Annotated in this window: 16 protein-coding genes; 4 read left to right on the top strand and 12 right to left on the bottom strand. The window is 63.2% G+C overall.

The features are described 5' to 3' along the window. Positions 1 to 9 precede the first annotated feature (9 nt). Entirely contained in the window at positions 10 to 345 is a 336-nt protein-coding gene (locus M1D89_RS15465; protein ID WP_498644786.1) for a hypothetical protein, read from the bottom strand. A gap of 88 nt (positions 346 to 433) precedes the next feature. On the opposite strand from M1D89_RS15465, the gene M1D89_RS15470 reads away from it, so the two are divergent. Continuing rightward, complete coding sequence (locus M1D89_RS15470; protein WP_498644788.1) at positions 434 to 1669, top strand: heparan-alpha-glucosaminide N-acetyltransferase domain-containing protein; 1236 nt, start codon at positions 434 to 436, stop codon at positions 1667 to 1669. Here M1D89_RS15470 and M1D89_RS15475 read toward each other — a convergent pair. Genes M1D89_RS15475 through M1D89_RS15515 form a run of 9 tightly spaced genes read right to left on the bottom strand, consistent with a single transcriptional unit; the run spans position 1645 to position 9295 of the window. Next, on the bottom strand, positions 1645 to 2133 hold the full coding sequence (locus M1D89_RS15475; protein WP_498644790.1) for a hypothetical protein: 489 nt from the start codon (positions 2131 to 2133) through the stop codon (positions 1645 to 1647). The two genes, M1D89_RS15470 and M1D89_RS15475, sit on opposite strands and share 25 nt — an antisense overlap. A gap of 4 nt (positions 2134 to 2137) precedes the next feature. Then, on the bottom strand, positions 2138 to 2896 hold the full coding sequence (gene dapB, locus M1D89_RS15480; RefSeq protein ID WP_498644792.1) for a 4-hydroxy-tetrahydrodipicolinate reductase: 759 nt from the start codon (positions 2894 to 2896) through the stop codon (positions 2138 to 2140). A 51-nt stretch (positions 2897 to 2947) separates the two neighbouring features. Beyond that, entirely contained in the window at positions 2948 to 3403 is a 456-nt protein-coding gene (locus tag M1D89_RS15485) for a molybdenum cofactor biosynthesis protein MoaE (RefSeq protein ID WP_498644794.1), read from the bottom strand. Next, on the bottom strand, positions 3393 to 3890 hold the full coding sequence (locus M1D89_RS15490) for a MogA/MoaB family molybdenum cofactor biosynthesis protein (RefSeq protein WP_498644796.1): 498 nt from the start codon (positions 3888 to 3890) through the stop codon (positions 3393 to 3395). The genes M1D89_RS15485 and M1D89_RS15490 overlap by 11 nt, the downstream gene beginning before the upstream one ends. Then, on the bottom strand, positions 3887 to 4426 hold the full coding sequence (gene moaC, locus M1D89_RS15495; RefSeq protein WP_498644798.1) for a cyclic pyranopterin monophosphate synthase MoaC: 540 nt from the start codon (positions 4424 to 4426) through the stop codon (positions 3887 to 3889). Before moaC ends, M1D89_RS15490 begins: the two co-directional genes overlap by 4 nt. Continuing rightward, on the bottom strand, positions 4414 to 5640 hold the full coding sequence (locus M1D89_RS15500) for a molybdopterin molybdotransferase MoeA (protein ID WP_498650966.1): 1227 nt from the start codon (positions 5638 to 5640) through the stop codon (positions 4414 to 4416). The genes moaC and M1D89_RS15500 overlap by 13 nt, the downstream gene beginning before the upstream one ends. Before the next feature lie 58 nt (positions 5641 to 5698). Beyond that, a complete protein-coding gene (locus tag M1D89_RS15505; protein ID WP_498644800.1) occupies positions 5699 to 7279 on the bottom strand; it encodes a molybdopterin-dependent oxidoreductase in 1581 nt (526 codons plus the stop codon). After that, entirely contained in the window at positions 7276 to 8538 is a 1263-nt protein-coding gene (locus M1D89_RS15510) for a sensor histidine kinase (protein WP_498644802.1), read from the bottom strand. Before M1D89_RS15510 ends, M1D89_RS15505 begins: the two co-directional genes overlap by 4 nt. After that, a complete protein-coding gene (locus M1D89_RS15515) occupies positions 8525 to 9295 on the bottom strand; it encodes a response regulator transcription factor (RefSeq protein WP_498644804.1) in 771 nt (256 codons plus the stop codon). Before M1D89_RS15515 ends, M1D89_RS15510 begins: the two co-directional genes overlap by 14 nt. A 134-nt stretch (positions 9296 to 9429) precedes the next feature. On the opposite strand from M1D89_RS15515, the gene moaA reads away from it, so the two are divergent. The 3 genes from moaA to M1D89_RS15530 all read left to right on the top strand — a co-directional run bounded on the left by moaA (position 9430) and on the right by M1D89_RS15530 (position 11244). Further along, on the top strand, positions 9430 to 10569 hold the full coding sequence (gene moaA, locus M1D89_RS15520; protein ID WP_498644806.1) for a GTP 3',8-cyclase MoaA: 1140 nt from the start codon (positions 9430 to 9432) through the stop codon (positions 10567 to 10569). 4 nt (positions 10570 to 10573) lie between these two features. Next, on the top strand, positions 10574 to 10840 hold the full coding sequence (locus M1D89_RS15525) for a MoaD/ThiS family protein (protein WP_309073581.1): 267 nt from the start codon (positions 10574 to 10576) through the stop codon (positions 10838 to 10840). Positions 10841 to 10950: 110 nt separating this feature from the next. Beyond that, positions 10951 to 11244, top strand: coding sequence for a hypothetical protein (locus M1D89_RS15530; protein ID WP_498644808.1), 294 nt, complete (start codon positions 10951 to 10953; stop codon positions 11242 to 11244). A gap of 17 nt (positions 11245 to 11261) precedes the next feature. On the opposite strand, the gene M1D89_RS15535 is transcribed toward M1D89_RS15530, so the two are convergent. Together M1D89_RS15535 and M1D89_RS15540 are read right to left on the bottom strand one after the other, a co-directional pair. Further along, positions 11262 to 11723: a DUF1579 family protein gene (locus M1D89_RS15535; protein WP_498644810.1), complete on the bottom strand. Its 462-nt coding sequence runs from the start codon at positions 11721 to 11723 to the stop codon at positions 11262 to 11264. A 91-nt stretch (positions 11724 to 11814) separates the two neighbouring features. Beyond that, positions 11815 to 13158 (bottom strand): M16 family metallopeptidase, encoded by a 1344-nt coding sequence (locus M1D89_RS15540; protein ID WP_498644812.1) that lies wholly within the window; start codon positions 13156 to 13158, stop codon positions 11815 to 11817. Between the last annotated feature and the right edge of the window lie 60 nt (positions 13159 to 13218).

Below are 13218 nucleotides of genomic sequence, written 5' to 3' on the forward strand. Positions count from 1 at the left end.
CGGCGATTATCACGCGGGCTTCGGCGTCCGCGCGGGCTCCTCCGCACAGTAGTGCGCCACGGCCCGCTCCTTGAGTTGTTCAGCCCAAGCCACCAGGCGCTGCGAGGCACGGACATAATCGAACAGCTCAAGGGGCGTCAACGATGCCAGGTCCGTCTCGGATAGCCGGCGGGCGAGTTCGGCACCCGGTACCTGCTCAGCAAGGACAGTACCCTCGCGGCGCCATTGGGTGTCTTCCGGAGGCTCACCGGCCACAAGCTGCCTGAAGAGGAAATCGACCACGCCGGGGCTCATCGCCTTCATGGGCCCTTGAAGGCCTTCCGGCGGCTTTGGAACATCGTTCATGCGGCAATGCTATTCGAACATATATTCGAATACAAGGGGTTGTGTCACATCACAGTTGCCGCACAGCGGCTTATGAGACGATCGCTGCATGACTTCGCAAGAGACGGCCCCGATGCGAAAAGCACCCGGCGGCCGACCGATCTCCTCCCGGCTTACGGGGATAGATGCTGCCAGGGGCGCGGCCTTGTTGGGAATGATGGCCACGCACTTGATGCCCACGTTCGGCCCCTCCCCCCAGTGGGACCCGACGTTCGTAGGGCTGGTGTTTTCAGGTCGGTCCGCCGCCCTCTTCGCCGTACTTGCCGGCATCGGGTTGGCGCTCAGTACAGGCAAGCAGGAGCCCCGCAACGGCACGGAACTGTGGGCGGCACGAGGTGGAGTTGCCATGCGCGCCTTGGTGATCGCCGTCGTCGGACTGATGCTGGGCGGCCTGGACGTCAACGTCGCCGTAATCCTGGTTCACTACGCCATGCTGTTCCTGTGCATCCTGCCGTTCCTTGGCCTCCGGCTCAAGGCGCTCTGCTTCTGGGCGCTCGGCTGGGTCCTGCTGTCCCCGGTGCTGGCGTATCTGATACGGCCTCTCCTCCTGGACGCGAACCCTCCCCTGAAGTTGGGTCACAACCCCAACTGGGAGGACTTCGGGACGCCTGGACGCCTCCTCGCCGACCTCTTCTTCACCGGGTATTACCCCGTTTTCCAATGGATCTCGTACCTGCTGATCGGACTGGTGATCGGACGGTTGGCGCTGACGACGGCGAGGGTTCAGGTTCTGTTGCTCACTTGCGGCATCGCGGTGGCCGGCTTGGCAAAAGTCGTCGGGATCCTGGCTATGGAGGCGTGGGGCGGACGGGCCGCATTGTCATCCCTCCCGGTCACCCGGGGATACCCGTTGGAGAGCATGCTTCAGGTCAATGTCACCGGCCTGGAACAGACCGGCTCCTGGTGGTGGCTGGCGACGGCAGCCCCGCATGCCGGGACCAGCCTGGACCTGCTGCATAGCGGTGGCGTAGCGGCGGCAGTGGTCGGCTTGTTCCTGCTGCTCGGCACACTGGCGGAGCGGACCAAGGTCAACTTCCTGATCCTGCTGAGCGGCCCCGGGGCCATGACCCTGAGCCTGTACTCAGCCCACGTTTGGGTAGTGTCCGGGTTCACCAACCAGCCGTTGCCCTCGGGATGGACGGACGAAGGCATGTACTGGGCCCAAGCACTCACTGCGGTTGTCATTGGCGTCTGTTTCGCCGTTCTCCGGCGCCGTGGACCACTTGAATGGGTAGCCCACACGGCATCAAGCCTGGGCAGTCACCGGCCTGCTGCAGTGGGTTGAGAGCGGAAGAGCTTCACGGCATCACGCATGGACGCACGGGCACGTTTGCGGTCGCCTGAGGCATCGTAGGCGCAGCTCAGGCGGAACCAGGAGCGCCAGTCCTCCGGAGCGGCCTCGGCCTCCGCACGGTACTTCTCAAACTCTGCGTCAGCGGCAGCCCGGACTATTCGCCCGCCCGGAGTGCGCGGAAGGTCATCCACGGGCAAACCGCCCTCGGCCTCCAGGACCTTGGCCATCTGCTCGGTACGGGCACCAAAAAGCAACTCACGGATGAGTGCCCATGCGCCCACCACCGGCAGGACCAGATAGGCCGCTCCGATCCCCTTGGCTACCAAGTTGGGGTCGCCGAGTAAGAGGAACGAGCGCTGAACGGAAACCACCAGGTAAAGCACCAACAGCAGGGTGATGGCACCTACCCAGATTTTGGTGCGGTTCTTCTTCAAAGAAGTCCAGAAATCGCCCATGGTCCTAGAGCCCCAAGTCCAAGTAGCCGTCCAGGCCCACGGTGAGGCCGGGGTTGGCTGCAACTTTCCGAAGCCCAAGCAGGACGCCGGGCATGAAGGAGGCGCGGTCGAACGAATCGTGGCGCAGTGTCAGCTGCTCACCTGGGCCTCCGAAAAGCACTTCCTGATGAGCAACCAAGCCACGGAGGCGTACGCTGTGGACACGAACCCCGTCCACGTCGCAACCACGCGCACCGTCCAACGATGTTTCAGTGGCGTCCGGGCTCGCCGGGACGCCGGCTTCCTGACGCGCTTCGGCTATCAGCTGTGCCGTCCGCACTGCAGTTCCGGATGGAGCATCCACCTTGTTGGGGTGGTGCAGTTCGATGATTTCCACGGACTCGAAATATTGCGACGCCTTCGCAGCGAAGGCCGAGGCGAGCACCGATCCGAGGGCGAAGTTGGGGGCAATGAGGACACCGGTTTCCGGCTTGTTCTCCAAGAGGTTCCGCAAGGACTCAAGCCGGTGGGAATCCCAACCAGTGGTGCCTACAACTGCATGGATGCCATGCTCCACGGCGAACCGGACGTTGGTCTCCGTGATGTCCGGAACGGTCAGATCAACAACATACTGCGCACCGGCGTCGAGCAGTTTCTCCAGGGAATCGCCGCGGCCGAGAGCGGCTACGAGCTTCATGTCTTCGGCTGCGTCAACAGCCTTAACGGCTTCAATTCCCATACGCCCGTGGGCGCCCAGCACTGCAACAGCAAGTTGTTCGGTCATGCCGTTAACCCTACCGCCGGGCCGGAGCGCGGCGGGAACCGTTACTCCGGCCTACTCCCCTGCTCCAACCCACTCCACGGTGCCGTCAGTGAAGAACTGTTCCTTCCAAATGGGGACTTGCTCTTTGACCCGGTCCACAAGCTCAGCACACACAGCGAACGCCTGGCCGCGGTGGGCAGCAGCCACAGCACATACCAGTGCGGGATCACCGATCTCGAGCATGCCGATCCGGTGGGCAGCCCAGATCCGAACGGGTTGCGCAGCTTCACCGGAGTGCTCGGAAACCAACTGCGCAACGACGTCGGACATCACCTGATGTGCCGTGGGATGCGCGCTGTAGCTTAGGCGGTCCACCGCCTTGCCGCCGTCGTGATTTCGAACGACTCCACTGAAGCTGACCACTGCGCCGGCTGTATCGGATTCGACCGCCCTGATGGCTTGGTCCACGGAAATGGGTTCGGCGCTAAGGACAGCGCTGATTACCTCAAAGTTAGTTTCAGTGCCCATGGCTTCCTTCCAATTGCTCGCAGAGGTGCCCGATCACAGGATCCAGGACAGCTAACCCGTCCATGACGCCCTTGGGGGATCCGGGCAGGTTGATGACGAACGTCTTCCCCGCTGCCCCGGCGTGACCACGGCTCAACATGGCCATGGGGGTTTTGGTGGCACCGGCGCGCCGGATACCCTCCATGATGCCCGGAATCTCGCGCTCGAGCAGCGGCAGCGTCATCTCGGGTGTGCGGTCATCGGGACTAAGACCCGTTCCACCGCTGGTGATGACCACGGCGGGCTCTTGTGTCAGGAGTGCCCTCAGGGCAGCACCAACCGGCTCCCCGTCCGGCACCACCATGGTGGGGAAGGTATCGAAGCCGTGCTCGTTGAGCCAATCGAGGATGATCGGACCCGTCTCGTCGGCATACACGCCTGCGGCTGCGCGGGTTGATGCGATGACGACGCCGGCCTTCCGCGGAGCATTCGGCTCGCACGCGCTCATGTCCCGGCCTCCTCTATGGTTGCTTCTCCGGAGATGTCCCAGTCGCCACTTTTCCCGCCACTCTTGGCCAGCACGCGGATATCGGTCAGCACTGCGTGCTTGTCCACGGCCTTGATCATGTCGTAGACGCTCAAGGCCGCTACGGAAGCCGCCGTCAATGCTTCCATCTCGACGCCGGTCACTCCCCGGGTCTTGACGGTGGCCAGGATTTCAACCGAGTCAGTGCCCAGCTGGAAGTCCACAGTGACCTTGGAGATCGGCAACGGATGGCATAGCGGAATCAGCTCAGGAGTCTTCTTCGCCGCCATGATCCCGGCTACGCGTGCCACGGCGAGGGCATCGCCCTTGGGCAGTTCGCCGGTGCCCAACAGGGTCAGTACGTTGGGGGTGCTGCGGACAGTGGCTGTAGCAGTTGCTACACGGGTGGTGACGGCTTTTTCGGAGACATCCACCATCTGTGCAGTGCCGTCCTGCCTGAGGTGGGTCAGGCCACCGGAGTGTTCTGTAGTCGCGGGAGTTTGCTTCACAGCATCCATACTTCCACTTCATCCCCGTCGGTGAGTTCCGTGACGTCGCCGGGTATCTGAACCAGGGCGTTCGCCCGGGCCAAGGCATGGACGAGGTGCGAACCTGCGCCACCTTCCATACGGACCGTTCCGTCCGCGTCCACGGATCCCCGACGGACCTGGTGCTTGCCTTCCGGGGAGGCCAGCGATTCGGCCAGGCGTCCCCTCAGTACCGGCCTCGGCGCGGGCGTTCCCAGTACCTGCGAAAGGGCCGGCCTGAGAAACATCTCAAATGAGACCAGGCAGCTGACCGGATTTCCCGGAAAGCCAAGGAACGGAACACCGTCAAAGGTGCCCAATCCCTGCGGTCCTCCTGGCTGCATGGCCACCGGCAGGAATTCCACTGGCTGGTTCGCCATGGCTTGCCGGACCACTTCATAGGCGCCCTTACTCACTCCCCCGGTGGTGACAATGACATCGACGCTAGTGTCCGATGGTGCAGTGTAACGGCGGAGGACCGCCAGCAGCTTGGAGGGGTCGTCATCGGATATGCCAGTGCGGACCACGTCGAGGCCGGCCTGTCGCATGGAGGCTTCGAGCAGTGTCCCGTTGGAATCGAAAATCTTGCCGGCCGTGAGTTCTTCCCCCGGTTCCAGCACCTCGTCGCCGGTTGTGACCAGGAGGACGCACCAGGGTTTGCGGACTTCAACGGTGGTCAGCCCCAACGCAGCCAAAAGCCCCAACTGCGCGGGTCCCATCCGGGTACCGGCAGGCAGAGCCAGTTCGCCCTTCCCGATGTCGCTGCCGCTGTCCCGCACGTAGGTGCCGGGAGCGACGGGAGGCAGTGCTACAACAGCCTCCACTGCGGCAGGGTCCGGGAAAGTGCTGGGCGTCGCCTTTTCAATGGGCACGACGGCGTCGGCGCCGTCGGGGATCATGGCCCCGGTCATAATGGGGGCGGCAAAGCCTGGCTTGAGTGCTGCGGGCGCGGCGCCTGCCGGAACCGGCTCCGCTACCTGGAGCTCCGCACCGCCGTCGGGAATTTCTGCTGAGCGGACGGCAAAACCGTCCATTTGGGAATTGGCGAACGGGGGTAAGGAGAGCGGCGCGTAGACATCGACGGCGAGCGCTTTACCCAGCGCCTCCAGCAGCGGCAGGTTGATATTTCCCTTGCCCGAAACGACGCCGGTGAGCAGTTCCACCACTGCCTGGCGGTGGGCTGCAACAGATCTGGGCACGGAGATCCTCCTGTGTGGACACGCTGGCTTCCGGGAATTCTCCGGATGTACCCAGACTAGGGCCTCAGCCCACCTTGACGTTGATGGTGTGATAGCCCGTGGCGCCATCGGGAGCTACTGGTGCCTTGTCTTCGGTCTGCGGTTCACCTGTGGAATCGGTGGCCCGGACCTGCACTTCGTACTCACCTGGCGTCAGGTCGATGCCCAATTGCCACTGGTACCACGTGTCGGTGGAGATTGCGCCCCCCAGCGTAGCCTGCTGCCAGGGTCCCCGATTGACGCGAAGCTCTACGCGGTTGATGCCCCTGTGCTGGGCCCAGGCCACGCCACCGAATTGGACGTTGCCCGATTGGACGTTTCGGCCGCTGCGGGGTACATCGATGCGCGATTGCGTTTTGATGGGCCCGTGGTCGCTCCAGCCCCGAGTCGTCCAGTACGCGGTTTCGTCGGCGAATCGTGTGACCTTCAGTTCCGTTAGCCATTTGGTGGCAGACACGAAGCCGTAGAGCCCGGGTACGATCATCCGCACTGGGAATCCATGTTCAAGCGGCAGCGGCTCACCGTTCATGCCTACGGCCAGGAGAGCATCGCGGTCATCGGTGAGGGCCTCCAGGGGGGTGCTGGCCGTCCAGCCGTCGTTACTGGTGGACAGGACCATGTCTGCGCCTGCTTTGGGCCCCGCCATTGCCAATAGTTCCCTCACCGGCCAACCTAGCCAGAGGGCGTTGCCAATGAGGTCGCCGCCCACGTTGTTGGACACGCAAGCGATGGTGACGTGGCGTTCTGTCATGGGCTTGGTGAGGAGCGTAGCAAAATCGATGTCAATTTCGCGTTCCACCAATCCGGTGACCCTTAGTTTCCAAGCAGGGGGGTCGATGGCCGGGACGGTCAATGCAGTATCAATCCTGTAGAAATCAGCATTAGGGGTGACCAAAGGGCTGATACCGTCCACGGACAGGGACGCGTTTGCCGGGATGGCTTGCGACGGGGTGGTGGATTCCGGAAGCGTCATGGAGCCCCGGAAACCGGATGCCACCGCTGTGGCCCGGGTAAGGACGGTGGTCACAGTCCCAGCTACGACGGCGGCAATAGAAGTTCCAGCCAAGGCGTTCAGGAAGCTCCGCCGAGCCAGTGGCGCTTCCTCACGGCTGGTGGTTTCCTCCGACGGAGCCCAGGTTGCCAGCCGCCGGACGAGGGTTCGCAGCAGCATCATGGTGAGTACCGCGGCAACGATTGGTGCAAGGGCTGCCTGGGGACTTGCCTGGGCTCGGGTCACTACGGCGGTCAGCCCAGCTGCACCCGCCAGTCCGGCGAGTGCCACGCCCCAGCCGTTGCGGCGGCGTTCCAAGACACCAGCGAGCGCTGCCAGGATTCCTGCCACGCCTACGATGCAGGCAACCAACACGACCTTGTCGGCGGTTCCGAATAACTGCACTGCCAGGTCTTTGACCCCTGGCGGCACGGCGTCGATCACCGCTCCGCCCAGGGCCGTGACGGGCGAAACCAACGGGCTCAGGAGGCCGGCCGTCAGTTCGCCTGCCGCGATCCCGGCTGCTCCGGCAGCCACGCCCGCGGCGGCAGCCCACAGCGCAGGCTTCCCTATGACGCGTCGCTGCTTGGTGGTACCGGGTGCGAGCGTGCTCATGTCATGCCTCCGAGGCGGTTGTCCGTTGCAATGGGTTGATGGCCGGGAGCCATCGAAGACCCGGGTGGGGTTGCCCCGGCTGGAAGTGACAACGCAAAGCGACAACCGCCGTCGAGGTTTTCCACGGTGACCGATCCCCCATGTGCTTTGACGATGCCGGCCACCATGCTGAGACCGATGCCGGCACCGCTGTAGCTGCCCTGCAGTGCTTCGCTGGTGCGGCGGGCGGGATCTTTCTGCCAGCCCGTTTGGAACAGGTACGGTAGGTCCTCGTCCGGGATGCCGCCACATTGGTCCTGGACGGCGATAACGGCGTTCCCACCGTTCTCCCCTGCATCGCCGTCCCGTCCAATCCCGTCTCGTCCAACACTGATGTGGACGTCGCTGTTTGGCCTGCTATAGATGATGGCGTTGAGGAGTACGTTCCGCACCGCACGGGCGAGGCTGGGCCCGTCGGCGACGGCCATACACTCACGTTCCCCGCCGCCGTCGAGCCTGATGCCGCGTTTCGCGGCCAGCGGAGCCAGGTCCGAAAGGGCATCACTGACGAGGTCGTAAAGGTCCAGGGGTTCCGCGCGCAGGCGAAGGGTGCCGGCCTGGATCTTGGACAGTTCCGAGAGGTCGTTGACCATGGCCGTCATTTGTTCGGTCTGTCCGATGATCTTCCGGTAGTAGCCCTGCACATCTGATGCCATACCGTCCTCAAGGGCTTCGGTCATGGCCCGCATGCTGGCCAAGGGTGTTCGGAGGTCATGGGAAATCCACGACACAAGCTCGCGTCGGGCAGTCTCTATGGCGGCTTCGCGTTCCCGTGACTCGGCCAGGCTCCGGCTGCTGGCCTCAAGTTCCTTGGCCAGCTCTGCGAGTTCGGACGTCATGGCAGGAGCACTCCCCTTCCCGTCGGCCACGGTGTGTTCCAGGGTTTCGCCTCGGCCCAGGCGCCGGGCGGCGTCAACCAGGTGGGCAGCGTTCCTGGAGACGCCGGCACCCAGCATGAGGGACAACGCAACGGCAACAGCCGAGGCCGTGGCCAGGATGTACCACATGACTTCGAGGTCCCTGGCGGAAATGAACATCGCGTTGAAAGCACTGACCATGCCCGCCACCAGCACGGCGACGGTAGCCACAACCACCAAGCAGATCTGGGCGAGTACCGAGGCCCGGCGAATCAGCCGGAGGAGCACCCAAGTGCTGGCCCCGATGAGCACGGCCCAGAACAGGACCCACGCGAGGATGGTCCACAGCTCACTGCCCTCCATGCTCACCTTCTTTATGGTCCAGGCTCACAGGGAGGGCGTCATACCGCTTGCCGTCGAAGCGGTAGCCGACTCCCCATACGGTCTTAAGCAGTTCGGGTTTGGTGGGATTGGCTTCGATTTTCTCCCGCAGGCGCCGGACATGGACTGTGACCGTGGACAGATCGCCGAAGTCCCATCCCCACACGGCCTTGATAAGTTCTTCCCGGCTGAAGACCTGGTGGGGCCTTCGCATCAAAAAAGCCAGCAGGTCGAACTCGCGGACGGTCAGTGCCAGGGGAACCCCACCATGCGTGACTGTCCGGGAAGCGGGATCGAGCTCGAGTCCCGCAGCTTCAACCGGCGGTTCGGGCGCGAATTCCCTGATGCTCCGGCGCAATACCGACTTCACCCGAAGGACCAGTTCGCGGGGTGAGAAGGGTTTGGTGACGTAATCGTCCGCTCCCATCTCCAAGCCCAGAATCCGGTCGTCCTCGGTTCCCAGGGCGGTGACCATGATGACGGGCACGCTCATGCTTTGGCGGAGTCGGCGACACACCTCAACACCGTCCAGTCCCGGCAGCATCCTGTCCAGGATCACCAGATCGGGCTGGCGTGAAGCTGCCAGCTTAAGCGCTGTGAAGCCGTCCCCCGCCATGTCCACTTGGAATCCTGCCTTCAGCAGGTAATCGCGGACAACGTCGGCTATGGTCTGTTCATCCTCTACCAAGAGGATGCGACGATTCCCAGGCTCCGCTGATGATGCCGTATTTGTGGTCACGCTTTCAGCATAGGTTTGCGGACGTTGCGCAGCACCCGATCCGGGGTCCGCGGGCACAAGTGTATGGAATCCGTAAGAACTGTATGACTGTAATCGGTGTCACTGATCCGGCCGGGGTGGCGTAGCCTGAATTTATGAGTGTTCAGCTGGGCATGCCGGTGCCCCCTTCGGGCGGAGCCCCAGGCAGCACGGAAAGCGGCGTGGCAGTTCCGCCCCCACGTCCTGCAGGCACGCCCTCCGGGCTGTGGGACCGCTATGGCCGGCGCGCAACGGATATGCGCTTGTCCCTGACGGACAAATGCAATCTGCGCTGTACGTACTGCATGCCTGCCGAGGGGCTGGAATGGCTCTCGAAACAAGCGGTGATGACCAGGGACGAAATCGTCCGCATCGTCCGCATCGGCGTCAGCGCTTTGGGCGTACGGGAGCTTCGCCTCACCGGTGGTGAGCCCCTGGTCCGCGCAGACCTGGTGGACATCATCGCCGGTATCCGGAACGACCACCCGGACCTCCCCATTTCCATGACCACCAACGGCGTGGGACTGGACAAGAAGGCCGCAGCGTTGAAGGCCGCGGGCCTCACCCGCATTAACGTCTCACTCGATTCCCTCCACGAGGAGACCTTTACCAAACTCACGCGACGCCCCTTCCTGGACCGCGTCCTGGCAGGCGTAGATGCCGCCTGGGCAGCCGGTTTGGGCCCGGTGAAGTTGAATGCCGTGCTCATGCGCGGGATCAACGACGCCGAATCGCCGGACCTCCTGGCGTGGGCTCTGGGCCGCGGCTATGAACTTCGCTTCATCGAGCAAATGCCACTTGATGCCGACCATGGATGGACCCGGCGCAACATGATCACCGCCGCCGAGATTCGTGAACTGCTCTCCCGCGACTTTGTGCTGGACAAGGACCCCCGCGAGCGGGACGGCGCACCAGCCGAACGCTTTGAAGTACGACGCCGGGACACGGCAACGGGCGTGGCCACGGGTCCGGTGCTCGGTACAGTGGGCATCATTGCCTCGGTCACTGAACCATTCTGCTCCGACTGTCGCCGTACCCGGATCACTGCGGAGGGCAAAATCATGAGCTGCCTTTTCTCCCGCGAAGAATTCGATCTTCTGGGCCTTCTCCGTGGGGGCGCCACGGATGACCAACTGGCATCGCGTTGGCAGGACGCCATGTGGGTCAAACCCAAAGCCCACGGCATGGACCACACCGGTCTCGGCGCAGCGGACTTTGTGCAGCCGGACCGCAGCATGAGCGCAATCGGAGGCTGAACCCTTGCTTGTACGTTACTTTGCTGCCGCACGCGCGGCCGCCGGTGTCGAAGAAGAACTTCACGTCCTCCCGGAAGGCACCAGCCTGGAAGCGTTGCTGGAAGCTGCCCTCGCCGTCGAACGTCCACTGCCTCCCGAAGGGACGCCGCCGCTCGCCAGGATCGTGGCGCGCAGCAGTTTCCTCCGCAACGAGGTGGCTGTCCGGGACCGTGCGGCTCCCTTGGGAAGCGACGACGTCATTGACGTCCTGCCGCCTTTTGCCGGGGGCTAGCACAGGTACCCACCAAACATGCCCACCAACCAAAGACGGCCCGGGCATTTCTTCTCCGATAGCACAGTCCTACTCTGGAAGCGTCATCAGCAACGTCCGGAAGGAACGTCATGTACACGCTCCAGATTGAGCACGGCATCAAGGATTTTGACATGTGGAAGGCTGCCTTCGACCGCGATCCTTTGGACAGGGCCGGTTCCGGTGTTCAACAGTTCCGTGTCAGCAGGCCCGCGGACGACTCCGGGGTGGTTGTTGTGGAACTGGACTTCGAAACGTTCGAAAAAGCCGAGGATATGCTTGGACGCTTACAGTCCACCGTATGGAACTCGACTGAACGCGCCCCAGCCCTCATCGGCGATCCGAAGACGCGCATCATGGAAACGGTCTATACCGGAAGGTATTAGCCGGGATTGCCGCCAGGTCATGCCTTCCGGAACACACTCTTCAACAAAGGGCTGAACCCGGTACTTCCTTCGAGCCTCAAATCAGCTGTGTGCACCAGTACGCCGTCTTCTACGCGGAACGTGTGCCTGGCTACGCCGTCGGCCGTTCTCCGGTCAAGTGTCAGCGTTCCTGCGTGCCATGTCCCACGGACAGGGCTGGCCGGCGGCCGTCCCATGCTGTCTACGTAGTACCACAGTGTGTCTCCGTGGTCCCGGTCAACGGTGAACATGCCGTGACCTTCAAAGTGCGTGCCGTCGGCTTCGCGGTGCCGGTAGCTTTGGACTACGGCGTAGCCACCGGCGGCCTGGGTAAAGACTGCTTCGGCCTCTGCTGTCCGCGCAGTTCCCCACGGAGACGCAGCGATCTCCGTGATGCCCCGCCAGTGACCGATGAAATCCCGCAGCATCTCCGCAACGTGGCCGCTTGAGGGCAGATCCATCAGGTCTCCAAAGTAGTCAGGGCAGCATCATCGTGTGATCATGCTGCCCTGTTTACAGTGCGGGAGTCCAGAGATTCCGGATGGGAAGAACCTAAAGGCCGAAAGTCTCGGTTTCCTCGAACGGACCAACAACGGTGATGGTGCGGGGCGCCGCTGCCAGTTCGCGGGCAAGTTCCTGAACGTCCTCCACCGTGACGGCCTTGATGCGCGCCAGGGTCTCGTCAATGTCCTGGAATTCCCCTGACACCAGTTCTGCGCGGCCGAGCCGTGACATCCTCGAACCGGTGTCCTCAAGCGCGAGGACGATACCGCCGCTGAGCTGTCCTACAGCTTTGCGAAGCTCTTCGTCAGTGATGCCTTCCTTGGCGAGCTTATCCAGCTCCAGGCCCAGGAGTTCCAATACCTGGCGAACCTTGGAAGGCGTGCAACCGGCGTACATCCCGAAGTATCCGGCGTCCGCATATGCCGCCGTGAACGAGTATGTGGAGTACACCAAGCCGCGCTTCTCACGAATTTCCTGGAACAGGCGGGAAGACATGCCACCGCCCAGGACGGCGTTCAGCACGCTCATGACGAAACGGCGGTCATCGGTTGCAACGATCGTGGGGCAACCCATGATGATGTTTGCCTGCTCCACGGGGCGCTTAACCACGTGCAGCCCTGACGTGCCAGTGATGACCGCCCGGTCAGTACCCCGGCGGTCTACGGGAGCGGCTTCGGCGTCAAGCTGCCAGCCGGCCGCCTTCAGAGCATCGAGGACGAGCTGGCAGACGACGTCGTGATCCAGTCCGCCGGCCGCCGTGATGACCAGTTCCTCCGGGCGGTAGTAACGCTGGTAGTGCGCCCAGACGGAATCCCTTGCCACCGCTTTGATGGCATCCGGCGTTCCGCCAATCGGCCGCGCCAGCGGGTGGTCGCCGAGGACGGCAGCTACGAATTTTTCGTGGGCGACGTCTGTGGGGTCATCGCTGTCCATCGCGATTTCTTCAAGGATGACATCGCGTTCCTGCTCCAACTCGGCAGGATCCAGAACCGCGCCGGTGATCATGTCAGCGATGACATCGATGGCCATGGGCAGGTCCGTGTCCAGGACCCGGGCAAAGTAGCAGGTGCTTTCCTTGGCGGTGGCCGCATTGGATTCGCCGCCCACCTCGTCAAAGGCGGAGGCGATCTCCAGGGCTGTGCGCCGCTTGGTGCCCTTGAACAGCAGGTGCTCAAGGAAGTGTGTGGAACCGTGCTGGCCGTCCGCTTCGTCGCGTGAACCCACTGCCACCCAGAACCCGATGGTGGCCGAACGCTGGCCGGGCATCGCCTCGGTCAGGACGCGCACGCCGCCGGGGAGGACGGAGCGCCGCACGACGGAACCGCCCTCGGCGCCATGGATCAATTCGCCGCCGGGAAGGGTTTGCTCCAGCGGCAAGGGTACGACAGTCATTAAGGCCTTTCAGGTTAAGGCCGGAAGGGCCGGTGGAGCTTTTTCAAGCCCACCGGCCCT

Source organism: Arthrobacter sp. D3-18, from assembly GCF_054408525.1.

Coding starts and splice junctions, on each gene's coding strand:
- M1D89_RS15465 (WP_498644786.1), bottom strand. CDS start 345: ATGAACGATGTTCCAAAGCCGCCGGAAGGCCTTCAAGGGCCCATGAAG.
- M1D89_RS15470 (WP_498644788.1), top strand. CDS start 434: ATGACTTCGCAAGAGACGGCCCCGATGCGAAAAGCACCCGGCGGCCGA.
- M1D89_RS15475 (WP_498644790.1), bottom strand. CDS start 2,133: ATGGGCGATTTCTGGACTTCTTTGAAGAAGAACCGCACCAAAATCTGG.
- dapB (WP_498644792.1), bottom strand. CDS start 2,896: ATGACCGAACAACTTGCTGTTGCAGTGCTGGGCGCCCACGGGCGTATG.
- M1D89_RS15485 (WP_498644794.1), bottom strand. CDS start 3,403: ATGGGCACTGAAACTAACTTTGAGGTAATCAGCGCTGTCCTTAGCGCC.
- M1D89_RS15490 (WP_498644796.1), bottom strand. CDS start 3,890: ATGAGCGCGTGCGAGCCGAATGCTCCGCGGAAGGCCGGCGTCGTCATC.
- moaC (WP_498644798.1), bottom strand. CDS start 4,426: ATGGATGCTGTGAAGCAAACTCCCGCGACTACAGAACACTCCGGTGGC.
- M1D89_RS15505 (WP_498644800.1), bottom strand. CDS start 7,279: ATGAGCACGCTCGCACCCGGTACCACCAAGCAGCGACGCGTCATAGGG.
- M1D89_RS15510 (WP_498644802.1), bottom strand. CDS start 8,538: ATGGAGGGCAGTGAGCTGTGGACCATCCTCGCGTGGGTCCTGTTCTGG.
- moaA (WP_498644806.1), top strand. CDS start 9,430: ATGAGTGTTCAGCTGGGCATGCCGGTGCCCCCTTCGGGCGGAGCCCCA.
- M1D89_RS15530 (WP_498644808.1), top strand. CDS start 10,951: ATGTACACGCTCCAGATTGAGCACGGCATCAAGGATTTTGACATGTGG.
- M1D89_RS15535 (WP_498644810.1), bottom strand. CDS start 11,723: ATGGATCTGCCCTCAAGCGGCCACGTTGCGGAGATGCTGCGGGATTTC.
- M1D89_RS15540 (WP_498644812.1), bottom strand. CDS start 13,158: ATGACTGTCGTACCCTTGCCGCTGGAGCAAACCCTTCCCGGCGGCGAA.